Below are 21,507 nucleotides of genomic sequence, written 5' to 3'. Positions count from 1 at the left end.
TCAGCTTATCAATTCAACTACTCAGCGGCTTTTTCCTCGCGGGTTTCGGCGTTGTGCAGCGTTTCAGTAGCCGTATCTTCCGGAGCCGATACCTCGGTGGTAGCAGCGGCAGCAACCGGAGCAGCTTCAGCAGCCGGAGCAGCGGCTTCAGCACCAGCAGCCTTCTTCTTGCCACGCGAACGACGAGTCGTCGTCTTGGCTTCGCCGGCCGATTTGGCTTCCAGCAGGGCTTCGTTGTAGTCAACCAGTTCAATCACGCACATTTCGGCGTTGTCGCCCAGGCGCGAGTCGCTCAGCTTGATGATGCGGGTATAGCCACCGGGACGGTTGGCAATCTTGCCGGCTACCGCGTCGAACAGTTCCTTAATGGATTCTTTGTTCTGCAGGGTCGAGAAGACGGTACGACGCGAGTGCGTAGTGTCGCTCTTGGCCTTGGTGAGCAGGGGCTCGATGAACTTACGCAATGCTTTGGCTTTGGCCACCGTGGTGGTGATGCGCTTGCTCACGATCAGCGAGGATGCCATGTTCGACAGCATCGCGTTGCGGTGAGAGGCCGTGCGGCCGAGGTGGTTGAAGGTTTTACCGTGACGCATAAAAAGAGAAAATGTACGCTTGCGGGCAGCAACCACGGCGGAGAGCAAACTTGTTGCCCTCACATTAGAACCGCTGCCCCTGGGGCGTACTGGTGAAAAAAGTTGAATGTGAAAAATGTGCTGATGTGCAGAATGTGCTAAAATGAAAAAATGTGCTGATGTGAGTTGTGCGGGTAGCACATGCATCACATTAGCACATTTTCACAGTAACAACTATTCTTCGTCGAGCTTGTACTTGCCCAGGTCCATCCCGAAGGTCAGACCTTTTTCCTCCACGAGGTTTTCCAGCTCCGTCAACGACTTCTTACCGAAGTTGCGGAACTTCATCATGTCGGCCATGTCCAGCTGCACCAGGTCGCCGAGGGTTTTGATATCGGCGGCTTTCAGGCAGTTGTAAGCCCGCACGCTCAGGTCCATATCCGCCAGCGGCGTCTTCAGCACCTTGCGCATGTGCAGGGTTTCTTCATCAACCGTCTCTTCTTCTTCGGCTTTGGCCGTTTCGAAGGTCATGGTGCTGTCGGAGAACAGCATGAAGTGCTGAATCAGGATGTGGGCAGCGCCCTTCAGCGCGTCTTCCGGATGAATAGAACCGTCCGTGTGAATCTCGATGAGGAGACGCTCGTAGTCGGTTTTCTGCTCCACGCGGGTGTTTTCGATGCTGTACTTCACGTTCTTGATGGGCGTGAAGATGGCGTCGATGGCAATCTGGCCAAATACCTGATCGGCGGGCTTGTTATCCTCGGCAGGAACGTAGCCACGGCCTTTCTGGATGGTAAACTCAAACTCCAGTTCGGTAGCCGAGTCAATGTTGCAGATCACCAGGTCCGGGTTCAGCACCTGGAAACCGTTGGTGAACTTGTTGATGTCGCCGGCCGTGAAGGTTTCCTGGTTCTTGATGCGAACCGTGATTTTGTCCTCAATGGCGTCGCTCACCTTTTTGAAGCGCACCTGCTTCAGGTTGAGGATGATTTCGGACATGTCCTCAATCACGCCTTCGATGGTCATGAACTCGTGCAGTACGCTGCTGGTCCGAACCGACGTAATAGCGTAGCCCTCCAGCGACGACAGCAGGATACGGCGCAATGCGTTGCCGATCGTGACGCCGTAGCCTTTCTCAAGCGGTTTAAATTCAAACGTTCCGTAGAAGTCGTCGGATTTCTCCATCACTACCTTCTCCGGCATTTGAAAAGCTAAGATTGACATAAGTGGGGCGTTTTTTAGTATGGAGCAATGGGTATCAAGTAAAAAGCGCTTCTAGCTAGCTGCTTTGTACTCAATACCCAAACGCAATTCCAGTTTGTAACAAGGAAAAAAATCGAAGTAGTAGCCGGCCCAGCCGTAGCTGAGCCGCCAATATTACTTCGAGTACAACTCAACGATGAGCTGCTCCGTGATTTTCTCCGGAATCAGGTCACGCGAGGGGGCGCTGATGAACTTGCCCACCATTTCCTTGCCGTCCCACTCCAGCCACGAGAAAGCACGGGCGTTGCGGGCGCTGAGGCTGGTCGTAATGGCTTCCAGCGACTTCGATTTTTCACGTACGGCAACTACGTCGCCGGCGCGCAGCTTGTAGGAAGCAATGTTCACTACTTCGCCATTCACGGTGATGTGCTTGTGCAGAACGAGCTGACGAGCAGCGCGGCGCGTGGGCGCAATACCCAAACGGTACACCGTGTTGTCGAGGCGCGACTCCAGCAAAGCCAGCAGGTTGTCACCGGTAATGCCGGGCAGCGTAGCAGCTTTGTGGAACAGGTTCTCGAATTGCTTTTCCAGGACGCCGTACATGTACTTCACTTTCTGCTTTTCCATCAGCTGGACAGCGTACTCGCTCTGCTTCTTACGACGACCACGGCCGTGCTGGCCGGGGGGATATGCTTTCTTGGTGAGTGCCTTGCTCGGGCCGAAAATCGGCTCATTGAAGCGACGGGCAATCTTGGTTTTAGGACCAGTATAACGTGCCATTTCGGGGTTGTTGTGTGTTGAGGGGGTTGAACCGCGCGCGTTGGGTAATTACTCTAAGCCAAAGGGCTTCAACTAATCTCCAGCACCGCTGGCCAATAAAGGCCAGTTCGCTAAATCAAACGCGACGACGTTTGGGAGGACGGCAGCCGTTGTGGGGCAGCGGCGTCACGTCCTTGATGGTCGTTACCTCAATACCCACGTTACCCAGCGTGCGGATAGCCGACTCACGGCCAGCACCCGGACCCTTTACGAACACCTCGGCTTTGCGCATGCCCAGATCGTGGGCTACTTTGCCGCAATCCGTGGCAGCCATCTGAGCTGCGTAGGGGGTGTTCTTTTTAGAACCCCGGAAGCCCATCTTACCAGCCGACGCCCAGGAAATAACCTGACCATTGTTGTTGGTGATGGAGATGATGATGTTGTTGAACGAGGCTTTGATGTGTACCTGGCCTACGGGCTCAACAACAACAACGCGCTTCTTGGCTTTGTCTTTTCTCTTTTGTGCCATTTGGTTATCGCGAAAAACTGCGGAAGGTGTTGAAACCGGCTAGCCAATTTGGAAAGCCTGTGCTTCGATTCCCGCTACAGATTATTTAGTAGCCTTCTTCTTGCCAGCAACGGTCTTACGCTTGCCCTTGCGGGTACGCGAGTTGTTCTTGGTACGCTGACCACGAACCGGCAGACCTTTGCGGTGACGCAGACCCCGGTAGCAACCGATGTCCATCAGGCGCTTAATGTTCAGCTGCACTTCTGAGCGCAGCACACCTTCGGTTTTGAACTCAGCAGCAATGATGCTACGAATTTCACCGGCCTCTGCTTCCGTCCAGTCTTTCACCTTCTTGTTCAGGTCGATGCCTGCTTTGGTAAGGATCTGCTGGGCCGAAGGACGACCAATGCCGAAAATGTAGGTCAGCGCGATTTCACCGCGCTTGTTGTCTGGGATATCTACCCCTGCAATACGAGCCATGTGCTTTTTTAAAAAGTCTGGTGCTACTACCCCTGACGCTGTTTGTAGCGGGGGTTCTTTTTGTTGATGACGTAAAGCTTGCCTTTGCGGCGAATTACCTTACAGTCGGCGCTGCGCTTCTTAACGGACGCTTTGACTTTCATGGGAATGGAATTGTTAGGAGCTTAGGGTCTTGGGGTCTTGGCTAAGGAACCGAAGTCTGATTGTCCGGCTGAGTTTCAACCAAGACTCTAAGACCCCAAGTCCCTAAGACCCGCTACTTGTAACGGTACACAATTCGTCCCTTCGACAAGTCGTAGGGCGACATTTCCAGTTTTACCTTATCTCCCGGCAGAATCTTGATGTAGTGCATCCGCATCTTGCCCGAAATGTGGGCAATCAGTTGGTGACCGTTCTCCAGCTCCACGCGGAACATGGCGTTGGAAAGGGCTTCCAGGATGACTCCGTCCTGCTCAATGGAAGTTTGTTTGGCCATAAGGCTACTGTAAGGCTTTTTCTATGTATTCGAAGGAGGTAAGGATTTCCGCCTTGTCTTTTCTGACTACTACTGTATGCTCAAAGTGCGCCGAAGGCTTAAGGTCCTTGGTTCGGATGGTCCAGCCATCTTTCTCCTGAACCACACTCTTGGTACCGAGATTTACCATCGGCTCGATGGCCAGCACCAGGCCCGTCTGCAGCTTCAGCCCCGAACCACGCTTTCCGTAGTTCGGCACATCCGGCCGCTCGTGCAGCTTTTGGCCAATACCATGACCAACTAGTTCCCGAACGACCCCGTAGCCACGCTTTTCCACGTGATTCTGGATAGCGTAGCCCACGTCGCCCATTCGGTTGCCAGCCACTGCCTGCTCGATGCCGAGATACAGCGACTTTTTGGTTTCAGCCAGCAACTCCAGCACTTCCGGCGCCACTTCCCCTACTGGGTAGGTATAGGCACTGTCAGCATGGTAACCATTGAGCTCTACTCCACAGTCTACCGAGATAATATCGCCACTTTTCAGCACTACGTCACTCGGAAAACCATGCACCACTACCGAGTTAGGAGAGATGCATAGGCTGAAGGGAAAGTCCCTATAGCCCTTGAACGAAGGCTTCCCGCCATGATCCTTGATGAACTCCTCCGCGCGACGGTCTAGTTCCCGCGTTGTAATTCCTTCTCGAATCATGCCCGCAACCTCTCCGTGGGCCTGAGCCAGCACTCGCGCGCTGGCCCGGATCAGTTCTATTTCTTCTTCGGTCTTGTAGAAGATCATGACCGAATTTAGGATGCCAAGGCAATAGGCGTCGACCGACCGCGCACTTTACCTGATTTCATCATGCCATCGTAATGACGCATCAGCAGATAGCTCTGAATCTGGTTGAGCGTATCCAGCACCACACCTACCATGATGATAAGCGAAGTTCCGCCGTAGAAGGCTGAGAACGGACGCGTCACCCCAAACAGTAGAGCAATAGCTGGGAAGATGGCAATCAGGGCCAGGGCCAGCGCACCCGGTAGGGTAATTCGGGTCAGTACTTCGTCGATGTACTCCGAGGTATCAGCTCCGGGCTTTACACCCGGCACGAAACCACCGCTCCGTTTTAGGTCGTCGGCAATCTGGTTGGGGTTCACGCTGATGGCCGTGTAGAAATACGTGAACAGCAGAATGAGCGTCCCAAACACCAGATTATATTCCCACGAGGTATAGTCCGAGAACTTCACACCGATGGTATTTGCCAGGTCGCTTTCGCTCTGCCATACCGACGCTACAATAGCAGGCACGAACATAAGCGACTGCGCGAAGATGATAGGCATTACCCCGGCGGCATTCACCTTCATAGGGATAAACTGCCGCTGCGAGTTCAACTGCGCCGTACCACCAATCTGCTTGGCATACTGCACCGGAATCTGACGTACTGCCTGGGTTAGCACGATTACGGCCATTACCACGAAGAACAGCACCACCAGCTCCAGCAGGAATATTAACGCTCCGTTCAGGCCTTTAGCTGCTGCTTCGCCGATAATAGCACCGGGGAAACGCGACACAATCCCGATCATGATGATCATGGAAATGCCATTGCCAATACCCTTGTCCGTAATCTTCTCCCCCAGCCACATGCAGAACAGCGTGCCAGCCGTGATGATTATCATCGATGACACGGTGAACAGCGCCCCTGGGTTGACAATAGCGTCAGCGTTGATGGTAGCAATAAAGCCTACCGACTGCGCCAGTACAATTGGAATGGTAAGGAAACGGGTGTATTGGTTGATCTTCTTCCGGCCAGATTCGCCTTCCTTCTGCAGCTTCTGAAAGTACGGTACTGCAATTGTCAGCAGTTGCAGTACAATAGAAGCCGAGATATAGGGCATGATGCCCAGGGCGAAGATCGAAGCGTTGCTGAAAGCACCACCAAGCAGCGTATCCAAGATGCCGAAGATGCCTGCGGCGCCATCTTTCAGACGAGTAGCATCAACACCGGGCAGCACCACAAAGGAGCCTAGCCGATAGATGGCAATGAAAAAAAGCGTATTGAAGATCCGCGTACGCAGATCTTCAATCGCAAAAATGTTCTTTATCGTTTCGATAAACTTTTTCATCGCCGAAAAGACGTTACAGCGTCACTGCTTTACCGCCGGCCTTCTCAATAGCTTCAACAGCCGATTTCGAGAAAGCGTGGGCATGAACTTCCAAGGCGGTGGCAATTTCGCCGCGGCCGAGGATTTTAATCTTGGCGCTTTTCGAAGCCAGACCAGCGTTTACAAAGAAAGCGGAGTCCAGGGTGGTAGCACCACCTTCGGCGAGGCCAGCCAGCACATCTAAGTTGATGGCTTTGTACTCCACGCGGTTCAGGCTCTTAAAGCCGAACTTAGGTACACGGCGCTGCAGGGGCATCTGGCCACCTTCGAAGCCCGACTTTTTGGAGTAGCCCGAACGGGACTTGGCACCTTTATGACCGCGCGTTGACGTGCCGCCACGGCCGGAACCCGTACCACGACCTACGCGCTTTTCATTGCGGGTAGCACCAATGGCGGGTTTGAGATTGCTGAGATTCATAATCGAGATACTTCCTACAGTTCGGTTACTTCCAACAGGTGTTTCACGGCGTTTACCATGCCAGCAACCTGAGGCGTATTTTCCACGCTTTTGGTGCTACCCATTTTGCCGAGGCCAAGGGCCTTCACCGTGCGTTTCTGACGCTCTGGGCGGTCGATAACGCTTTTCACGAGTTTAATTTGGATCTGCGCCATCTGACTCTTAACCGTTAAATACTTGGGCGAGTGTGATACCGCGGGCCTGAGCAATCTGCATCGGGTCACGCATTTTCAGCAGCGCATCGAAAGTTGCCTTTACCACGTTGTGGGGGTTCGACGAGCCTTTCGACTTAGCCAGTACGTCTTTAATACCGGCGCTTTCGAATACGGCACGCATAGCACCACCAGCAATTACACCGGTACCAGCAGCAGCTGGCTGAACTAGTACGAAGCCACCGGAGTACTTGCCTTCCATTACGTGAGGAACGGTGTGCTTGTACAGCGGCACCTTCACCAGGTTTTTCTTGGCGTCGTCAATGCCTTTGGCAATGGCGTCAGTTACTTCGTTGGCTTTGCCAAGGCCGTAGCCTACGGTGCCGTTGCCGTCGCCTACTACCACGATAGCAGAGAAGCTGAAGCGACGACCGCCTTTTACCACTTTCGCTACGCGGTTGATGGCAACCACTTTTTCTTTCAGGTCGGACTCGGCCGCGCGGGGAGCCTGGTCACGGTTACCGCCTCGGTCGTTTCCACCACCACGACGGTCATTGCCGCCCCGGTCATTACCGCCACCACGGTTGTTGTTGAATTCTGCCATGATGCGTTAGAAATTAAGGCCGCCTTCGCGGGCTCCTTCTGCCAATGATTTTACACGGCCGTGGTAGAGGTAACCCGAACGGTCAAATACCACTTTCGTAATGCCTTTTTCCTGAGCACGGGCGGCAAGCTCTTTGCCGACTGCGGCGGCGAGGGCGACTCCGTTGCCCCCTTCCACCGAAACGTGCTTCGAGGAAGCAGCTGCCAGCGTGCGGCCAATGGTGTCGTCAATAATCTGGGCATAAATGCCCGTATTGCTGCGAAACACCGACAGACGCGGGCGCTCGGACGTGCCAGCCACCTTAGTGCGGATGATGCGCTGGATCCGTTTTCTTCTAGTTGCTTTATCGAAAGCCATGGTGTGATGTTATTTCGAAGCCGTTTTACCAGCCTTACGACGAATCTGCTCGCCCACGAAGCGTACGCCTTTGCCTTTGTAGGGCTCAACTTTACGCAGCGAACGAATTTTGGCGGCTACCTGTCCCAGCAACTGCTTATCAATGCTGGTGAGGGTTACGATGGGGTTCTTGCCTTTTTCGGTAACAGCAGTAGCCGTTACTTCCTTCGGCAGCGCCAGGAAGATATTGTGCGAGTAGCCCAGAGCCAGCTCCAAGGTGGTACCAGCCATGGAGGCTTTGTAACCTACACCTACCAACTCCAGTTTCTCTTCCAGACCGTTGCTAACACCGCTTACCGCGTTGTTCAGCAAAGAGCGGTAGAGGCCGTGCATAGCTTTGTGACGCTTCTGCTCCGTAGGGCGGGTTACCACCAGCTGGCCGTCTTCCTGCGCCACGATGATGTCGCGGTCTACCGGAACAACCAGCGTGCCTTTTGGGCCCTTTACGGTTACCGTATTTTCGTTGCTCACTTCAACCTGCACGTTGGCGGGCAGGCTGATGGGCAGTTTACCAATGCGTGACATAGTCTCGTTTTCCTTTCAGATTAGTAGACGTAGCACAGCACTTCGCCGCCCACGTTTTCGGCTTTTGCCTCTTTCTCCGTCATCACGCCTTTCGACGTCGACAGAATTGCAATACCCAGACCGCTCAATACGCGGGGCAGGTTCTCCACGTGAGCATACGTACGCAGACCAGGCGAGCTGATGCGCTCCAGCTTGGTGATGGCAGGAGCCTTCGTGGTTGGGTTGTACTTCAGCGCGATTTTGATCGTGCCTTGTACTGCTGCATCATCAAAGCGGTAGCTCTGAATGTACCCTTTCTTGTAGAGCACTTTCGTGATTTCCTTTTTGATGTTGCTGGCCGGAATCTCTACTACCCGGTGGTTTGCCTTGATGGCATTGCGTACCCGGGTCAGGTAGTCGGCAATTGGATCTGTATTCATTGAGAATGTAGAAAAGAAGCTCCTAATTCTAGGGGCCGCAAAGATAGGAAAATTTCGCCGCCACGGAAAGCGGCGACGAAATTTTCAGTTAAGACTACTCGGCTCGGCTTGTTAAGGCTCGGCCAATGGTTTCTTTTGGCAACCTGCCATGTATCATTGTCTTGCGCAGGCGAACTGCTTTAAGACAATAGCAGTGGTACTACCAGCTGGACTTGGTCACGCCGGGAATTTTGCCGGCGAGGGCCATTTCGCGGAAACGCACCCGGCTGATGCCGAACTTGCGCATGTATCCACGGGGGCGGCCGTCAATTTTGTCGCGGTTGTGCAAACGCACGGGCGAGGCATTGCGGGGCAGTTTGTCCAGGCCTTCGTAGTCGCCGGCCGCTTTCAGGGCTTTGCGCTTCTCGGCGTAGCGGGCAACGACAGCAATGCGCTTCCGCTCCCGGGCTTTCATCGATTCCTTAGCCATTGTTTTGTTTCTTGGCGTTAGCGAATGGCATACCGAAGGCGCGCAGCAGCTCGTAGCTCTGTTCGTCGTTTTCGGCCGTCGTTACGAAGGTGATATCCATACCGGCAATCGACTTGATCTTGTCAATCGAAATTTCCGGGAAGATGATTTGCTCTTTGATGCCCAGGGTATAATTACCGCGGCCATCGAAGCCTTTGTCGTTGATGCCTTTGAAGTCACGCACGCGGGGCAGCGCTACGGTCAGCAGACGGTCGAGAAACTCGTACATCTGATTGCCACGCAGGGTAACGCGGGCACCGATTGGCATACCTTCACGCAGTTTGAAGTTCGACACCGAACGCTTGGCAATGGTAGGAACAGCCTTCTGACCAGTTATGGTCGTCAGTTCATCCACACCGTTGTCCACCAGCTTCTTGTCGGCTACCGCCGCGCCAATGCCGCGGTTGATGCAGATCTTGGTGATGCGTGGTACCTGCATGATGCTCTTGAACTGGAATTTCTCCTGGAGCGCCGGTACTACTTCTTTTTGATATTTCTCTTTGAGTCGAGCCATTGTGGTAGGGCAGGTTAGCGGGTGGTCGATTCCACCGCCTTCACGTTGCTCACGTGAATGCCGGCTTCAATCTTCGTGATGCCGCCCTGGGGGTTCTTCGCACTGGGTTTGTTGTGCTTGGTTGCCAGGTTCAGGCCTTCCACGATAACACGCTGCGTCGAGCGGTTCACCGATTTGATAACACCGGTTTTGCCTTTCTCGTCGCCGGCAATTACCAATACGGTATCACCAGTTTTTACGTGCAGTTTCGCGGGCGTTGCTTTCGTTTTCGTTGCCATTGCTTAGAGAACTTCAGGAGCCAGCGAAACAATCTTCATGAACTGCTTTTCGCGCAGTTCGCGGGCCACGGGGCCGAAGATACGCGTGCCGCGGGGCTCGTCGTTGTTGTTGAGCAGTACGGCCGCGTTGTCGTCGAAGCGGATATAGGAACCGTCCTTGCGGCGGATTTCCTTCTTCGTGCGAACTACCACGGCTTTGGATACAGCGCCTTTTTGGCGTTGCCGGACGGAATAGCCGATTTGATGGCTACTACGATCTTGTCGCCTACGCTGGCGTATTTCTTGCCCGTGCCACCGAGGACACGGATGCAGAGAACTTCTTTGGCGCCGCTGTTATCAGCGACGGTCAGACGGGATTCTTGCTGTATCATCTTACTTGGCGCGTTCTACGATTTCTACCAGTCTCCAGCGTTTGTTCTTGCTCAGCGGACGGGTCGACATGATACGCACGGTATCACCTTCGCCGCATTCGTTATTCTCGTCGTGGGCCATGAACTTGGTCGACTTGGTAACGAACTTACCGTAGATCGGGTGCTTCATTTTGCTTTCCACAATCACCGTAATGGACTTGTCCATTTTGGAGGAGGAAACGCGCCCGATGATTTCTTTGCGCAGGTTCCGCTCTTCGGCGGCAGGGGCCTGCTGTGCTTCGTTGCTTGCCATCGTTAGTTAGCAGTGTTAGTTGCCTGCTCGTTCTCGCGACGCTTGAGCTCGGTCAGCAGACGGGCGACATTCTTGCGGCTTTGGTTCAGGCGGAGCGGGTTTTCCAGGGGCGAAATAGCGTGCGCGAAACGCAGGCTCTGGCCATTGGCTTGCTCGGTCTTGATCTGGTTTTTGAGGTCCTCTAGGGAGAGGGCGCGGATATCGGCGTTCTTCATGGTTTATGCTTCTTGATAGTCGCGACGAACAATGAATTGCGTACGAACCGGCAGTTTCTGCGCGGCCAGACGCAGCGACTCCTGCGCTACTTCCAGGGTTACCCCGTCCGACTCGAACATGATGGTACCAGGCTTCACAACGGCTACCCAGTACTCGGGCGAACCTTTACCCTTACCCATCCGCACTTCGGCTGGCTTCTTGGTAATTGGCTTGTCGGGGAAAATTCGGATCCACACCTGGCCTTCACGCTTCATAGCGCGGGTCATGGCGATACGGGCCGCTTCGATCTGTCGTGCCGTAATCCAAGCCGTTTCGAGCGACTTGATAGCAAACGAACCGAAGTCAATGGAGCTGCCGCGGTAGGCTAGGCCATGCACGCGACCCTTTTGCATCTTGCGATACTTGGTCCTTTTCGGCTGTAACATGAGTTATTCTTGAATTGAGATTCGAGAGAAAGGAAAAGGACTAGCGGCGGGGGCCGCCACCCTGACCACCACGGTTCTGACCACCGGGACCTCCACCGCTACGGCGAGGAGCGCCACCACCAGCACCCTGACCACCGCCGCGGTTGTCACCGCCACGATTGTCGCCACCCCGGTCATTCCGGTCGCGACGCGGGCCACGGTCACCACCACGGTCACCACGCTCACCGCGTGGGCCACGGTCATTGCCACCACGGGTGTCGTTGCCTTGGTTGGCAGGAACCTGGTTGGGCGACAGGTCGGGCTTGCCGAATACCTCACCGCGCATGATCCACACCTTGATGCCGATCTTGCCATACACGGTCTGAGCTTCCGACAGGGCGTAGTCGATATCGGCGCGCAGTGTGTGTAACGGCGTACGACCTTCCTTGTACTGCTCGGAGCGGGCAATTTCAGCACCACCCAAACGGCCACCGCACTGGATTTTGATGCCTTCGGCACCAACGCGGATAGCAGCCTGGATAGACATCTTCATGGCGCGACGGAACGAGATACGCGCCTGCAGCTGCTGGGCAATGCTCTCCCCTACCAGCTTGGCGTCGAGTTCCGGACGCTTAATTTCGAAGATGTTGATCTGAACGTCTTTGCCGGTAATCTGCTTCAGCTCGTCCTTGATCTTATCCACCTCAGCGCCACCTTTACCGATTACCACGCCCGGACGGGCCGTGTTGATGGTGATGGTGATACGCTTCAGGGTACGCTCAATCACGATGCGGCTAATGCCACCTTTCGGGATACGAGCCATGATATACTTGCGGATCTTTTCGTCCTCCACCAGTTTGTCGGCAAAGTCCTTGCCGCCGTACCAGTTCGAGTCCCATCCTTTGATGACGCCCAGACGGAAGCCAACCGGATTTACTTTCTGTCCCATAGTGCTTATGCGGAGGCTTCTGCCTTGGTTTCGGTGGATTTCTTAGCCGAGCTGCGACGAGTGGTTTTCTTCGGAGCGGCGGCGTTATCGGCAGACGTAGTTTCGGAAGCTTGCTGGGCGGCAGCTTTGCTACCGAGCGGTTCTACCTTCGAATCCAGGATCAGCGTCACGTGGTTGCTGCGCTTGCGGATGCGGTGGCCACGGCCTTGGGGGGCGGGGCGCAGACGCTTCAACTGGCGGCCTTCATCCACGAAAATCTCTTTGATGTAGAGGTTCGCGTCTTCGATACGCTCGTCCTCGTTCTTCTGCTGCCAGTTGGCCAGAGCCGACAGGAGCAGTTTTTCAACGCGGGCGGCACCGGAGTTTGCCTCGAATTTCAGCAAGCCCAGAGCACGGGTCACTTTCTGACCGCGTACCAGGTTGGCCACCAAGCGCATTTTGCGCGGCGAGGTGGGCACATTACGGAGTTTAGCTACTGCTTCCATCTTAGCGCTTGCCTTTATCTTTCTTGGCGATGTGGCCACGGAAGTTACGGGTGGGGGCAAACTCACCGAGCTTATGGCCAACCATGTTTTCCGTCACATACACCGGAATGAACTTATTGCCGTTGTGAACGGCGAAGGTGTGGCCTACGAAGTCTGGCGAAATCATCGAGCGGCGAGACCAGGTCTTCACCACCGACTTTTTGCCGGAGTCTTCCATTGCCGAAACTTTCTTCTCGAGCCGGAAGTCAATGTACGGCCCTTTTTTTAGCGAACGTGCCATTGCTTACTTCTTGCCTTTACGGTTAACGATGAGCTGCTCAGAGTACTTGTTCTTGTTGCGCGTCTTCTGACCCTTAGCGAAGATGCCGTTACGGCTGCGGGGGTGACCACCCGACGAACGACCTTCACCACCACCCATGGGGTGATCTACAGGGTTCATAGCCACACCACGTACGCGCGGACGACGGCCCAACCAACGGTTACGACCAGCCTTGCCGAGACGTACGTTCATATGGTCGCCATTCGAAACGGTACCAACCGTAGCCATGCAGGTAACGAGTACCATGCGCATCTCGCCGGAAGGCAGCTTCAGGGTAGCGTAGCGGTCTTCGCGGGCTACCAACTGAGCGTACGTACCAGCCGAGCGGGCCATAGCGGCGCCGTTGCCGGGGTGCAGCTCGATGTTGTGAACGATAGTACCCAGGGGGATTTCGCGCAGCGGAAGAGCATTACCTACTTCTGGGGCTACACCCGTACCCGATACCACCGTGGCTCCTACCTCGATGCCAGCGGGCGCTACGATGTAGCGCTTCTCGCCATCGGCGTAGTTGAGCAGGGCGATACGCGCCGTGCGGTTTGGATCGTATTCAATTGTCTTCACCGTGGCCGGAACACCGGCTTTGTCACGCTTGAAGTCAACAACACGATACTTTTGCTTGTGTCCACCACCGATGTAACGGTTGGACATTTTACCCGCTGCATTGCGGCCACCGGATTTTTTCAGGGGTGCCAACAGCGACTTCTCCGGCTCCGACGTCGTAATCTCGTCGAAGGCCGGGGCGATGCGGAAGCGCTGACCCGGTGATGTTGGTCTTAGTTTTTTGAGTGCCATTACGCTAGCTTAGAAATGCTCTATTGCAGGAAGGCCAAGCCTTAGATGCCGTTGTAGAAGTCGATAACGTCGCCTTCCTTCACGGTTACAATGGCTTTTTTGCCATGTGCCCGACGGCCGGCTACGGCGCCAGTCTTCGTGAACTTGGACTTGAGCTTACCGTTGGTGCGGATCGTGCTGATGCCCGTTACCGTCACGCCGTACAACTGCTCGATGTCCTTTTTGATCTGAACCTTGTTGGCGGTACGCTCCACTTGGAAAACGTACTGACCTTTCTCGTTCAGGCCCGTGGCCTTCTCGGTCACGATGGGTTTTTTCAGCGTGCTCATTATTCAGCGGAGGTGTAGAGTTGTTCCAGAGCCGTGAGACCAGCTTCCGACAGCAGCAGCGTATCGGTGTTCAGCAGATCGTGCGTGTTTAGCGCTACGGGTGTAGCTACTTTCACTTTCTGCACGTTGCGGGCCGACAGCACGACGTTTTTGTCTACTTCGCCGGTTACCAGCAGGGTCTTTTTGCCGTTGTTCAGCTTCAGGCCCGACAGGATGTTGAGGAAGTCTTTGGTTTTGGGGGCGCTCAGGCTGATATTTTCTACCAGCGCGATTTTGCCGTCCTGTGCCAGCGACGACAGCGCCGAGAGGCGAGCCAGACGCTTGGTCTTTTTGTTTAGCTTGAAGCCATAGTCGCGGGGCTCGGGGCCGAACACACGACCACCACCGATGAACACCGGTGACTTCATGCTACCTGCGCGGGCGCCGCCCGTACCTTTCTGCTTTTTCAGCTTCTTGGTCGTGCCGCTTACTTCATTACGCTCCTTCGACTTGTGCGTGCCCTGGCGCTGGTTGGCCAAGTACTGCTTCACGTCGAGGTACATTACGTGCTCGTTGGGCTGGAGGCCGAAAATAGCGTCCGACAGCGTTACCTTACGGCCGGTGTCTTCACCCTTGATGTTTAATACTGACAGTTCCATCTCTCGGGGTTATTTTTCAAGTACCACGTAAGAGTTCCGGGAACCGGGAACCGAACCGCTTACTACGATTAGGTTTTTGTCGGCTACCACGCGCAGCACTTTCAGGTTCTGGATTTTCACCCGGTCGCCGCCCATACGGCCTGCCATGCGCATTCCTTTGAACACACGCGAGGGCCAGGAGCAAGCACCGATAGAACCAGGGTGACGCAGACGGTTATGCTGACCGTGGGTCTGCCCGCCTACACCTGCGAAGTTGTAACGCTTCACAACGCCCTGAAAACCTTTGCCTTTAGAGGTACCTACTACGTCAACGAATTCGCCTTCCTCGAAGAGGGTAGCGTTGATTTCGCTGCCAGCAGTGTACACCTCGTCGGTGCGAAACTCAACGAGTTTGTGTTTGGGCGTAGTGCCCGCTTTAGCAAAGTGGCCAGCCAAGGGCTTATTAGTGTTCTTGGCTTTTTTCTCGCCGTAGCCGAGTTGGATGGCTGCATAGCCGTCCGTTTCGATGGTCTTAACCTGCGTCACTACGCACGGACCCGCTTCGATGAGCGTGCAGGGAATGTTTTTCCCGTCCGGAGTGAAGAGGCTTGTCATACCGATTTTTTTACCGATGATGCCAGGCATTCGTTTGGGGTTTAGAAAATGACACAGCGAAAACGCCCGAACGGCGTTTTCGGAATGGGAGTGCAAAGCTAGGAAATTGTTGGCGCATTTTCCAACCCCTTTCTAAAATATTTTCAGGGAGTTACGGGCTGGTTTGCAGTCGGCGTTGTTGTTCAGCCTCAGCTGCTTTATTCCAGCTGCTGCCGGCAGTTCTGGCTTTGTATCTGCCAGTGTTGGCTTTTTGGGTACCTGTCGAGCCCCGACATAATACAATCCAAGTGCAACAGCTACCGAGGGCGCCACTGCTGCTCGGGCACTAGGGGTTTTTCCTGCCCATTAAGCGCCAGCAGCAGAAAAAGCAGGGAAAACGTCAAGCCCACCTGCATTTCCAAGGTGTATTCAACCAGGAAGGAGAGCGTAACAATAATGTACTGCGCCAGCAGCAAAGGGGCGTAATGCGGCCAGATCCGGATACCTGGAAAATAGAAGCACACCACAAACAGCAACACCCCAATACCGCCGTATGCTACCAAATAAAACAGAAACTGGTTATGCGGCAGAATATAGGCATCCTCCTCAATGGCCGGAAACTGGCGCTGGTACTGGCGCGCTACCGCGGGCCGGATATTGGCCCGTCCTACTCCCAGCAAAGGATGTTCTTCGATAATCTCCAAGGCCACTCTATAGGAATACACCCGGCCCACGAGCGAATAATTGTTGGCCGAGGTAGTTTGCTCTACCCGGCCCATGTCCTCTTGCGTGTTGAGAAACTTGTTGCGGAACGTCGGAAACGTCACGTAGCTTAAGGATGGGACAGCCAGCATAGCCGCTGCAATAATAGCCGCCACCTTGTAGTTGCGCCGCCAGAATACCAGCCAGATGATAGCCACTCCAGCCAGGGCATACAGCGTGAGCAAGCCGCTACGTACTGCCAGCATATGCTGATACAGTACCAGGAACAGCATCGTCAGCCACAGCACCCCGTGCCAGCGTACCGGCAGTACCCGACGACTTACCAGCACCACAGCAGCAGCTACCGCGTAGGTCACCATCAAGCTGAACCGGATATGATCCGGCGCTGTAGGCATAATCTGTGACTGCAGATACAGTTGATTTATGTGGTCGAAGTGCAGGAGGTAGTAGCCTGTACTGCCCAGCGCCGATACCAGCACCAAGCCAATAAAGAGCAGGTTCAGTCGTACCAGATACTTCCCTGGCAAACCCGGCAGCCAGAGAAAAGCCAGCGGCAGCACCAGGAAAGGCAGCTGCAGCACTACCCCGCGCCAGAACTCGGCGCCGTAGCCGGCCTGCGTTTGCAGACCGGATGCCAGATTCAGCGCGAATACGCCCATCAGACTATAGTATACCACCGGAAAACGACTGGACGATGACCGGGGCTGACTGGCCCGGTAGCACCCGGCTGCTATCAGCAACCCGATGATGCCAATGCTGGGCAGGATGCGCAAAAACTCAAACGTGAATAAGCCAGCCATGATGACGCCACAACTCAGCGCGGCCAGCCGCTGCAGAAGAAGAGGGTCTTGAAGAAAAGCTGGCAGAAAACGCATAGATGTCGGTAAGAGGCTTGCTACCGGTCAGGCGTTGCATGGGGCCTGATAAGCGGCAAACGAACTGCTAAGTTGGCGGATAAAAAGAAAACACCCCGCAGATGTATCCATCTACGGGGTGTTTTCTTAGCTAGCGGAAGAAGTCAGGTCCTCAGACTTTGATTTCAACGTCTACGCCGCTGGGCAGCTCAAGCTTCATCAGGGCATCTACGGTCTTCGACGAAGTCGAGTAGATGTCCACGAGGCGCTTGTAGGTGCAGAGTTGGAACTGCTCCCGGCTCTTCTTGTTCACGTGGGGCGAGCGAAGAACGGTGAACTTCTCCTTGATGGTCGGCAATGGAATCGGACCGCTTACGATAGCGCCCGTAGCCTTCACCGCCTTCACGATCTTCTCCGACGATTTGTCCACCAGGTTGTGGTCGTAGGATTTGAGTTTGATGCGAATTTTCTGGTTCATGTCTTTTGAATGAAAGCGGTGTTAGCGAATGGCGTTACCCTTTTGCTTGGCGATGATGGCTTCTGCCAGGTTGGAAGGCACCTGGTCGTAGTGCGAGAACGTGAGCGAAGCTGAAGCACGGCCCGAAGAAATCGTGCGCAACGTAGTTACGTAGCCAAACAGCTCCGACAGCGGAACATCCGCCTTGATAACGTTGGCACCACCTTTCGTGTCCATCCCTTTCATGATACCCCGACGACGGTTCAGGTCACCCGTTACCGAGCCGGTGTATTCGTCCGGCGAAACTACCTCTACCGCCATGATGGGCTCGAGCAGTTTCGGGCCAGCCTGCTTGCCAGCTTCCCGGAAACCACCGCGGGCCGCGAGTTCGAACGACAGAGCGTCCGAGTCAACGTCGTGGTAGGAACCGTAGAACAGGCGCACGCGCATGCCTTCGATGGGGAAGCCCGCCAGCGGACCGTTCTTCATGGCTTCTTCGAAACCTTTCTGAACCGGTGCAATGAATTCGCGGGGGATAACACCACCCGTGATGTCGTTTACGAACTCCAGACCGGGTTTCTCCGGATCCGTCAGTTTCGGACCGAGTTCGAATACGATATCACCGAATTTACCACGACCACCCGTCTGCTTCTTGTAGGTTTCGCGGTGTTCAACCGACTTCGTCAGGATTTCCTTGTAGGCAACCTGCGGAGCACCCTGGTTGATTTCTACCTTGAACTCCCGACGCATCCGGTCGATGATGATTTCCAGGTGAAGCTCACCCATACCTTTCAACACGGTCTGGCCGGTTTCGGGGTCGGTTTGCACCACCAGCGTGGGGTCTTCTTCCACGAGTTTGGCAATAGCCATACCCATCTTGTCCACGTCAGCCTGCGTTTTGGGCTCAATGGCGTAGCCGATTACGGGCTCAGGGAAGCTCATCGACTCCAGTACCACGCGTGACTTCTCGTCGGTCAGCGTGTCACCGGTTTTAATGTCTTTGAAACCCACGCCGGCAGCAATGTCTCCAGCCTGGATTTTGTCGATGGGGTTTTGCTTGTTGGAGTGCATCTGCATCAGGCGCGAGATACGCTCCTTCTTGTTCGTGCGGTTGTTGTGCACGTACGAGCCAGCATCGAGCACGCCGCTGTAGCAGCGGAAGAAGCACAGACGACCAACGAAGGGGTCAGTGGCAATTTTGAACGCCAGCGCGGTGAAGGGCTCCGAGTTGTCGGGGTGACGCTCGATTGACTCACCGGTATCGGGGTTGGTACCGATAATGGCAGGCATATCCAGCGGCGAAGGCAAGTAAGCCATTACGCCGTCCAGCATCGACTGCACACCTTTGTTTTTGAAGGCCGAGCCGCACATTACGGGCGAGAACTTCATGTCGATAACCGCTTGGCGGATTACGACCATCATTTCCTCGCGGGTGATGGAGTCCGGATCGTCGAAAAATTTCTCCAGCAGCGCGTCGTCGTACTCGGCAACGCTTTCTACCAGTTTCTGACGCCATTCAGCAACAGTTTCCACCAGATCCTCGGGAACCGGGATTTCGTGGTACGATTTGCCTTGGGTAGCATCATCCCACACAATTGCCTTACCGGTCAGCAGGTCGACAACACCCTTGAAGGTGTCTTCGGCGCCAATCGGAATCTGCAGCGGCACGGGGTTAGCGCCCAATTTATCCTTAATCTCAGCTACGGCCTTGAAGAAGTCAGCACCGGCGCGGTCCATCTTGTTGACGAAGCAGATGCGGGGCACCTTGTACTTGTCAGCCTGACGCCATACGGTTTCCGACTGAGGCTCTACGCCCGATACGGCGCAGAACAAAGCAACGGCACCGTCGAGTACACGCAGCGAGCGTTCAACTTCTACCGTGAAGTCAACGTGGCCGGGGGTATCGATAAGGTTGATCTTGTACTGCTTGGTGTCCGGGGTCGGGTCGCCTTGGGCGTCGGTCGGGTAGTTCCAGAAGGTGGTCGTAGCAGCCGAAGTGATGGTGATACCACGCTCCTGCTCCTGCTCCATCCAGTCCATCGTGGCAGCACCTTCGTGCACTTCCCCGATTTTGTGGGTCTTACCGGTGTAGTAGAGAATGCGCTCCGAAGTCGTGGTCTTACCGGCGTCGATGTGCGCCATAATCCCGATGTTCCGGAGGTATTGCAGGTCTTTATTAACAGCCATGATTTTTGTTGGGGTCTTAGGGTCTTAGGGTCTTAGGGTCTTGGTTATCGCTCTAAATCATTCTAGAGCGTAAACCAAGACCCCAAGACCCTAAGACCCCAACAACTGATTAGAAGCGGAAGTGCGAGAAGGCCTTGTTGGCTTCGGCCATCCGGTGCGTGTCGTCCTTTTTCTTCACGGCGGCACCTTCACCTTTGGCGGCGGCAATGATTTCGCCGGCCAGCTTGTCTTTCATGGTTTTCTCACCACGACGACGAGCATATTGAATCAGCCACTTCGAGCCAACGGCGATACGACGGTCGGCGCGAACTTCGATCGGCACCTGGAAGGTAGCACCACCTACGCGGCGGCTCTTCACTTCTACGGTCGGCATCACGTTGTTGAGGGCTTTGCGCCACATTTCCAGGCCGCTTTCCTTCGTGCGCTGCTCAACCAGTTCGCAGGCATCGTAGAAAATTCCGTAGGCCAGGTTTTTCTTCCCGTCATACATCATATAATTGACGAAACGGGTAACCAGCGTCTCCTTAAACTTGGGGTCGGGCAGGAGGATGCGCTTTTTCGGTTTTGACTTTCTCATGGGTTCAGATGGGAGTAGGCGGTAGCCGGGAGTGGGATAAGAACCATATGCTATCCAGCACGGGAGGCTACCACACTCGTATCAATTACTTTTTCTTGCCGGGTGCGGGTTTGCCGCCTTTGCCGGTAGCCACGGGCTGACCGGGCTTCGGACGCTTGGCGCCGTATTTCGAGCGACGCTGCAGACGGCCGTTTACGCCGGCGGTGTCCAGGGCGCCCCGGATGATGTGGTAGCGTACGCCGGGAAGGTCTTTCACACGGCCGCCACGAATCAGCACGATGCTGTGCTCCTGCAGGTTGTGGCCTTCACCAGGGATGTAGGCATTCACTTCTTTGCCGTTGGTGAGGCGCACGCGGGCCACTTTGCGCATAGCCGAGTTCGGCTTCTTAGGCGTGGTGGTGTACACACGGGTGCAAACGCCACGGCGCTGCGGGCACGAATCAAGAGCCGGCGACTTCGACTTGGTCGTCAGCTTCTCGCGGCCTTTTCGTACTAACTGGTTGATGGTAGGCATTTACGGAATGGTTTGTCTAGGGGGGGTTCACTCCCAAAAAATTAGGCTTGCAAAGGTATCTACTTGCTTTTGAAATAGCAAACAGGTTGAAATAGTTAATTTTAGGAATTCGGCACAGCCCAGCTCCTGCCCGAAAATCGGCCGACAGCTACAGGTAGGCGCCAACAAAAAAGGCTCCTGCTGGGTGCAGAAGCCTTTCCTAGAGCGGAGGGTAGGCTACGCCTCCCCCATCGTGCCGCCAAAGCCCATGGGGTAGCTCGGCGTATCGTTCTGCACCTTCACCGGCCCGAACGTCTGCTCGAACCGCTCAATATTCTCCTGCAGCGCCGACAGCAGCCGCTTGGCGTGCTCCGGCGTGAGGATAACGCGGGACTTCACCTTGGCTTTCGGTAGTCCCGGCATCAGCCGGATAAAGTCGATGACGAACTCGCTGCTACTGTGCGCAATCATGGCCAGGTTGGCGTACTCGCCCTCGGCAATGGCTTCCGACAGCTCAATGTTGATGGCGTTCGGGTCCTGGGGTATGTTGGGGTCAGTTGGTTGCATCTTCTCTCAAAAGCTGAATGATTCGGACAAAGGGTATGATAAACAAGGCCGCTACTGTAACTGCTAATGCTAGAAAAATTAACTTATTAAAATAGGGCTCTATTTGCTGGACTATCACAAAGCGACTGGCGAACTGCCATAGCTTTTGCGACAATTTAACCATCAAAACCAATCCTGATATGTGCAGGCATAAGTGTAGTATAAACCGTATTACTTCAGGTAGTTTCTGATAATACTCGTAAAACGTTCTTCTAAACGAAAGCAGCTGTTTCATGCAGGTAAATAAAATCAA

Annotated in this window: 32 protein-coding genes and 3 pseudogenes; all 35 read right to left on the bottom strand. The window is 54.7% G+C overall.

Going from position 1 to position 21,507, the window contains the following annotated elements; translation table 11 throughout:
• Positions 1 to 17: 17 nt before the first annotated feature.
• Entirely contained in the window at positions 18 to 593 is a 576-nt protein-coding gene (gene rplQ, locus LRS06_RS12680; protein ID WP_257871807.1) for a 50S ribosomal protein L17, read from the bottom strand.
• 213 nt (positions 594 to 806) lie between these two features.
• Positions 807 to 1,796, bottom strand: a complete 990-nt coding sequence (locus LRS06_RS12675) for a DNA-directed RNA polymerase subunit alpha (protein WP_257871806.1) — start codon at positions 1,794 to 1,796, stop codon at positions 807 to 809.
• A gap of 153 nt (positions 1,797 to 1,949) precedes the next feature.
• The gene (gene rpsD, locus LRS06_RS12670; protein WP_168681475.1) at positions 1,950 to 2,555 is read right to left on the bottom strand and encodes a 30S ribosomal protein S4; all 606 of its coding nucleotides are present in this window, start codon (positions 2,553 to 2,555) and stop codon (positions 1,950 to 1,952) included.
• 115 nt (positions 2,556 to 2,670) lie between these two features.
• The gene (rpsK, locus tag LRS06_RS12665; RefSeq protein ID WP_022822149.1) at positions 2,671 to 3,063 is read right to left on the bottom strand and encodes a 30S ribosomal protein S11; all 393 of its coding nucleotides are present in this window, start codon (positions 3,061 to 3,063) and stop codon (positions 2,671 to 2,673) included.
• An 81-nt stretch (positions 3,064 to 3,144) separates the two neighbouring features.
• Positions 3,145 to 3,522 carry a 30S ribosomal protein S13 gene (gene rpsM / locus LRS06_RS12660; RefSeq protein ID WP_149069415.1) on the bottom strand — a complete coding sequence of 126 codons (378 nt, stop codon included), beginning with the start codon at positions 3,520 to 3,522 and terminating at the stop codon, positions 3,145 to 3,147.
• Between the two features lie 26 nt (positions 3,523 to 3,548).
• Entirely contained in the window at positions 3,549 to 3,665 is a 117-nt protein-coding gene (gene ykgO, locus LRS06_RS12655) for a type B 50S ribosomal protein L36 (protein WP_034256541.1), read from the bottom strand.
• Between the two features lie 113 nt (positions 3,666 to 3,778).
• Positions 3,779 to 3,997 carry a translation initiation factor IF-1 gene (gene infA, locus LRS06_RS12650; RefSeq protein WP_022822146.1) on the bottom strand — a complete coding sequence of 73 codons (219 nt, stop codon included), beginning with the start codon at positions 3,995 to 3,997 and terminating at the stop codon, positions 3,779 to 3,781.
• Between the two features lie 4 nt (positions 3,998 to 4,001).
• Entirely contained in the window at positions 4,002 to 4,772 is a 771-nt protein-coding gene (gene map, locus LRS06_RS12645) for a type I methionyl aminopeptidase (RefSeq protein ID WP_257871805.1), read from the bottom strand.
• Positions 4,773 to 4,780: 8 nt separating this feature from the next.
• Complete coding sequence (secY, locus tag LRS06_RS12640; protein ID WP_257871804.1) at positions 4,781 to 6,097, bottom strand: preprotein translocase subunit SecY; 1,317 nt, start codon at positions 6,095 to 6,097, stop codon at positions 4,781 to 4,783.
• A gap of 13 nt (positions 6,098 to 6,110) precedes the next feature.
• Complete coding sequence (rplO, locus tag LRS06_RS12635) at positions 6,111 to 6,554, bottom strand: 50S ribosomal protein L15 (protein WP_257871803.1); 444 nt, start codon at positions 6,552 to 6,554, stop codon at positions 6,111 to 6,113.
• A 14-nt stretch (positions 6,555 to 6,568) separates the two neighbouring features.
• Complete coding sequence (rpmD, locus tag LRS06_RS12630) at positions 6,569 to 6,748, bottom strand: 50S ribosomal protein L30 (protein ID WP_149069419.1); 180 nt, start codon at positions 6,746 to 6,748, stop codon at positions 6,569 to 6,571.
• 7 nt (positions 6,749 to 6,755) lie between these two features.
• Positions 6,756 to 7,349: a 30S ribosomal protein S5 gene (gene rpsE, locus LRS06_RS12625; RefSeq protein WP_232066431.1), complete on the bottom strand. Its 594-nt coding sequence runs from the start codon at positions 7,347 to 7,349 to the stop codon at positions 6,756 to 6,758.
• A gap of 6 nt (positions 7,350 to 7,355) precedes the next feature.
• Positions 7,356 to 7,706: a 50S ribosomal protein L18 gene (gene rplR / locus LRS06_RS12620; protein ID WP_168681477.1), complete on the bottom strand. Its 351-nt coding sequence runs from the start codon at positions 7,704 to 7,706 to the stop codon at positions 7,356 to 7,358.
• A 9-nt stretch (positions 7,707 to 7,715) separates the two neighbouring features.
• The gene (rplF, locus tag LRS06_RS12615) at positions 7,716 to 8,270 is read right to left on the bottom strand and encodes a 50S ribosomal protein L6 (protein WP_196953959.1); all 555 of its coding nucleotides are present in this window, start codon (positions 8,268 to 8,270) and stop codon (positions 7,716 to 7,718) included.
• Positions 8,271 to 8,290: 20 nt separating this feature from the next.
• On the bottom strand, positions 8,291 to 8,689 hold the full coding sequence (rpsH, locus tag LRS06_RS12610) for a 30S ribosomal protein S8 (protein ID WP_149069422.1): 399 nt from the start codon (positions 8,687 to 8,689) through the stop codon (positions 8,291 to 8,293).
• A gap of 199 nt (positions 8,690 to 8,888) precedes the next feature.
• A complete protein-coding gene (gene rpsN / locus LRS06_RS12605) occupies positions 8,889 to 9,158 on the bottom strand; it encodes a 30S ribosomal protein S14 (RefSeq protein WP_196953960.1) in 270 nt (89 codons plus the stop codon).
• Entirely contained in the window at positions 9,151 to 9,711 is a 561-nt protein-coding gene (gene rplE, locus LRS06_RS12600) for a 50S ribosomal protein L5 (protein ID WP_196953961.1), read from the bottom strand. The genes rpsN and rplE overlap by 8 nt, the downstream gene beginning before the upstream one ends.
• Positions 9,712 to 9,731: 20 nt before the next feature.
• A pseudogene (gene rplX, locus LRS06_RS12595) lies at positions 9,732 to 9,989 on the bottom strand (50S ribosomal protein L24); the annotation flags it as partial.
• 3 nt (positions 9,990 to 9,992) lie between these two features.
• Positions 9,993 to 10,360: pseudogene (gene rplN, locus LRS06_RS12590) on the bottom strand (50S ribosomal protein L14).
• A gap of 1 nt (position 10,361) precedes the next feature.
• Positions 10,362 to 10,652, bottom strand: a complete 291-nt coding sequence (gene rpsQ / locus LRS06_RS12585; protein WP_196953963.1) for a 30S ribosomal protein S17 — start codon at positions 10,650 to 10,652, stop codon at positions 10,362 to 10,364.
• A gap of 2 nt (positions 10,653 to 10,654) precedes the next feature.
• Positions 10,655 to 10,867, bottom strand: coding sequence for a 50S ribosomal protein L29 (gene rpmC, locus LRS06_RS12580; protein WP_257871802.1), 213 nt, complete (start codon positions 10,865 to 10,867; stop codon positions 10,655 to 10,657).
• A gap of 3 nt (positions 10,868 to 10,870) precedes the next feature.
• Positions 10,871 to 11,293: a 50S ribosomal protein L16 gene (gene rplP / locus LRS06_RS12575; protein ID WP_196953965.1), complete on the bottom strand. Its 423-nt coding sequence runs from the start codon at positions 11,291 to 11,293 to the stop codon at positions 10,871 to 10,873.
• A gap of 40 nt (positions 11,294 to 11,333) precedes the next feature.
• Positions 11,334 to 12,221 carry a 30S ribosomal protein S3 gene (gene rpsC, locus LRS06_RS12570; protein ID WP_257871801.1) on the bottom strand — a complete coding sequence of 296 codons (888 nt, stop codon included), beginning with the start codon at positions 12,219 to 12,221 and terminating at the stop codon, positions 11,334 to 11,336.
• Positions 12,222 to 12,334: 113 nt separating this feature from the next.
• Positions 12,335 to 12,706, bottom strand: a pseudogene (gene rplV / locus LRS06_RS12565) (50S ribosomal protein L22); the annotation flags it as partial.
• A gap of 1 nt (position 12,707) precedes the next feature.
• Complete coding sequence (rpsS, locus tag LRS06_RS12560) at positions 12,708 to 12,986, bottom strand: 30S ribosomal protein S19 (RefSeq protein WP_149069431.1); 279 nt, start codon at positions 12,984 to 12,986, stop codon at positions 12,708 to 12,710.
• 3 nt (positions 12,987 to 12,989) lie between these two features.
• Entirely contained in the window at positions 12,990 to 13,817 is an 828-nt protein-coding gene (gene rplB / locus LRS06_RS12555; protein WP_196953967.1) for a 50S ribosomal protein L2, read from the bottom strand.
• Between the two features lie 41 nt (positions 13,818 to 13,858).
• A complete protein-coding gene (gene rplW / locus LRS06_RS12550; protein WP_149069433.1) occupies positions 13,859 to 14,146 on the bottom strand; it encodes a 50S ribosomal protein L23 in 288 nt (95 codons plus the stop codon).
• Complete coding sequence (gene rplD, locus LRS06_RS12545) at positions 14,146 to 14,784, bottom strand: 50S ribosomal protein L4 (protein WP_196953968.1); 639 nt, start codon at positions 14,782 to 14,784, stop codon at positions 14,146 to 14,148. The genes rplW and rplD overlap by 1 nt, the downstream gene beginning before the upstream one ends.
• A gap of 9 nt (positions 14,785 to 14,793) precedes the next feature.
• Complete coding sequence (rplC, locus tag LRS06_RS12540) at positions 14,794 to 15,408, bottom strand: 50S ribosomal protein L3 (RefSeq protein WP_196953969.1); 615 nt, start codon at positions 15,406 to 15,408, stop codon at positions 14,794 to 14,796.
• A 266-nt stretch (positions 15,409 to 15,674) separates the two neighbouring features.
• Complete coding sequence (locus LRS06_RS12535; protein ID WP_257871799.1) at positions 15,675 to 16,955, bottom strand: O-antigen ligase; 1,281 nt, start codon at positions 16,953 to 16,955, stop codon at positions 15,675 to 15,677.
• 151 nt (positions 16,956 to 17,106) lie between these two features.
• Positions 17,107 to 17,412, bottom strand: a complete 306-nt coding sequence (rpsJ, locus tag LRS06_RS12530; protein WP_044016018.1) for a 30S ribosomal protein S10 — start codon at positions 17,410 to 17,412, stop codon at positions 17,107 to 17,109.
• 21 nt (positions 17,413 to 17,433) lie between these two features.
• A complete protein-coding gene (gene fusA / locus LRS06_RS12525) occupies positions 17,434 to 19,578 on the bottom strand; it encodes an elongation factor G (protein ID WP_257871798.1) in 2,145 nt (714 codons plus the stop codon).
• A gap of 109 nt (positions 19,579 to 19,687) precedes the next feature.
• Positions 19,688 to 20,155: a 30S ribosomal protein S7 gene (gene rpsG / locus LRS06_RS12520; protein ID WP_149069438.1), complete on the bottom strand. Its 468-nt coding sequence runs from the start codon at positions 20,153 to 20,155 to the stop codon at positions 19,688 to 19,690.
• 85 nt (positions 20,156 to 20,240) lie between these two features.
• Positions 20,241 to 20,669, bottom strand: a complete 429-nt coding sequence (rpsL, locus tag LRS06_RS12515; protein WP_054410986.1) for a 30S ribosomal protein S12 — start codon at positions 20,667 to 20,669, stop codon at positions 20,241 to 20,243.
• A 216-nt stretch (positions 20,670 to 20,885) separates the two neighbouring features.
• A complete protein-coding gene (locus LRS06_RS12510; RefSeq protein ID WP_257871797.1) occupies positions 20,886 to 21,215 on the bottom strand; it encodes a DUF3467 domain-containing protein in 330 nt (109 codons plus the stop codon).
• Between the last annotated feature and the right edge of the window lie 292 nt (positions 21,216 to 21,507).

The sequence above is a fragment of the Hymenobacter sp. J193 genome, from assembly GCF_024700075.1.
Taxonomy (GTDB): domain Bacteria; phylum Bacteroidota; class Bacteroidia; order Cytophagales; family Hymenobacteraceae; genus Hymenobacter.
Note: the sequence above shows the minus strand (reverse complement) of the source record. Positions and strands in the feature narration are given on the sequence as shown.

Coding starts and splice junctions, on each gene's coding strand:
- rplQ (WP_257871807.1), bottom strand. CDS start 593: ATGCGTCACGGTAAAACCTTCAACCACCTCGGCCGCACGGCCTCTCAC.
- LRS06_RS12675 (WP_257871806.1), bottom strand. CDS start 1,796: ATGTCAATCTTAGCTTTTCAAATGCCGGAGAAGGTAGTGATGGAGAAA.
- rpsD (WP_168681475.1), bottom strand. CDS start 2,555: ATGGCACGTTATACTGGTCCTAAAACCAAGATTGCCCGTCGCTTCAAT.
- rpsK (WP_022822149.1), bottom strand. CDS start 3,063: ATGGCACAAAAGAGAAAAGACAAAGCCAAGAAGCGCGTTGTTGTTGTT.
- rpsM (WP_149069415.1), bottom strand. CDS start 3,522: ATGGCTCGTATTGCAGGGGTAGATATCCCAGACAACAAGCGCGGTGAA.
- ykgO (WP_034256541.1), bottom strand. CDS start 3,665: ATGAAAGTCAAAGCGTCCGTTAAGAAGCGCAGCGCCGACTGTAAGGTA.
- infA (WP_022822146.1), bottom strand. CDS start 3,997: ATGGCCAAACAAACTTCCATTGAGCAGGACGGAGTCATCCTGGAAGCC.
- map (WP_257871805.1), bottom strand. CDS start 4,772: ATGATCTTCTACAAGACCGAAGAAGAAATAGAACTGATCCGGGCCAGC.
- secY (WP_257871804.1), bottom strand. CDS start 6,097: ATGAAAAAGTTTATCGAAACGATAAAGAACATTTTTGCGATTGAAGAT.
- rplO (WP_257871803.1), bottom strand. CDS start 6,554: ATGAATCTCAGCAATCTCAAACCCGCCATTGGTGCTACCCGCAATGAA.
- rpmD (WP_149069419.1), bottom strand. CDS start 6,748: ATGGCGCAGATCCAAATTAAACTCGTGAAAAGCGTTATCGACCGCCCA.
- rpsE (WP_232066431.1), bottom strand. CDS start 7,349: ATGGCAGAATTCAACAACAACCGTGGTGGCGGTAATGACCGGGGCGGC.
- rplR (WP_168681477.1), bottom strand. CDS start 7,706: ATGGCTTTCGATAAAGCAACTAGAAGAAAACGGATCCAGCGCATCATC.
- rplF (WP_196953959.1), bottom strand. CDS start 8,270: ATGTCACGCATTGGTAAACTGCCCATCAGCCTGCCCGCCAACGTGCAG.
- rpsH (WP_149069422.1), bottom strand. CDS start 8,689: ATGAATACAGATCCAATTGCCGACTACCTGACCCGGGTACGCAATGCC.
- rpsN (WP_196953960.1), bottom strand. CDS start 9,158: ATGGCTAAGGAATCGATGAAAGCCCGGGAGCGGAAGCGCATTGCTGTC.
- rplE (WP_196953961.1), bottom strand. CDS start 9,711: ATGGCTCGACTCAAAGAGAAATATCAAAAAGAAGTAGTACCGGCGCTC.
- rpsQ (WP_196953963.1), bottom strand. CDS start 10,652: ATGGCAAGCAACGAAGCACAGCAGGCCCCTGCCGCCGAAGAGCGGAAC.
- rpmC (WP_257871802.1), bottom strand. CDS start 10,867: ATGAAGAACGCCGATATCCGCGCCCTCTCCCTAGAGGACCTCAAAAAC.
- rplP (WP_196953965.1), bottom strand. CDS start 11,293: ATGTTACAGCCGAAAAGGACCAAGTATCGCAAGATGCAAAAGGGTCGC.
- rpsC (WP_257871801.1), bottom strand. CDS start 12,221: ATGGGACAGAAAGTAAATCCGGTTGGCTTCCGTCTGGGCGTCATCAAA.
- rpsS (WP_149069431.1), bottom strand. CDS start 12,986: ATGGCACGTTCGCTAAAAAAAGGGCCGTACATTGACTTCCGGCTCGAG.
- rplB (WP_196953967.1), bottom strand. CDS start 13,817: ATGGCACTCAAAAAACTAAGACCAACATCACCGGGTCAGCGCTTCCGC.
- rplW (WP_149069433.1), bottom strand. CDS start 14,146: ATGAGCACGCTGAAAAAACCCATCGTGACCGAGAAGGCCACGGGCCTG.
- rplD (WP_196953968.1), bottom strand. CDS start 14,784: ATGGAACTGTCAGTATTAAACATCAAGGGTGAAGACACCGGCCGTAAG.
- rplC (WP_196953969.1), bottom strand. CDS start 15,408: ATGCCTGGCATCATCGGTAAAAAAATCGGTATGACAAGCCTCTTCACT.
- LRS06_RS12535 (WP_257871799.1), bottom strand. CDS start 16,955: ATGCGTTTTCTGCCAGCTTTTCTTCAAGACCCTCTTCTTCTGCAGCGG.
- rpsJ (WP_044016018.1), bottom strand. CDS start 17,412: ATGAACCAGAAAATTCGCATCAAACTCAAATCCTACGACCACAACCTG.
- fusA (WP_257871798.1), bottom strand. CDS start 19,578: ATGGCTGTTAATAAAGACCTGCAATACCTCCGGAACATCGGGATTATG.
- rpsG (WP_149069438.1), bottom strand. CDS start 20,155: ATGAGAAAGTCAAAACCGAAAAAGCGCATCCTCCTGCCCGACCCCAAG.
- rpsL (WP_054410986.1), bottom strand. CDS start 20,669: ATGCCTACCATCAACCAGTTAGTACGAAAAGGCCGCGAGAAGCTGACG.
- LRS06_RS12510 (WP_257871797.1), bottom strand. CDS start 21,215: ATGCAACCAACTGACCCCAACATACCCCAGGACCCGAACGCCATCAAC.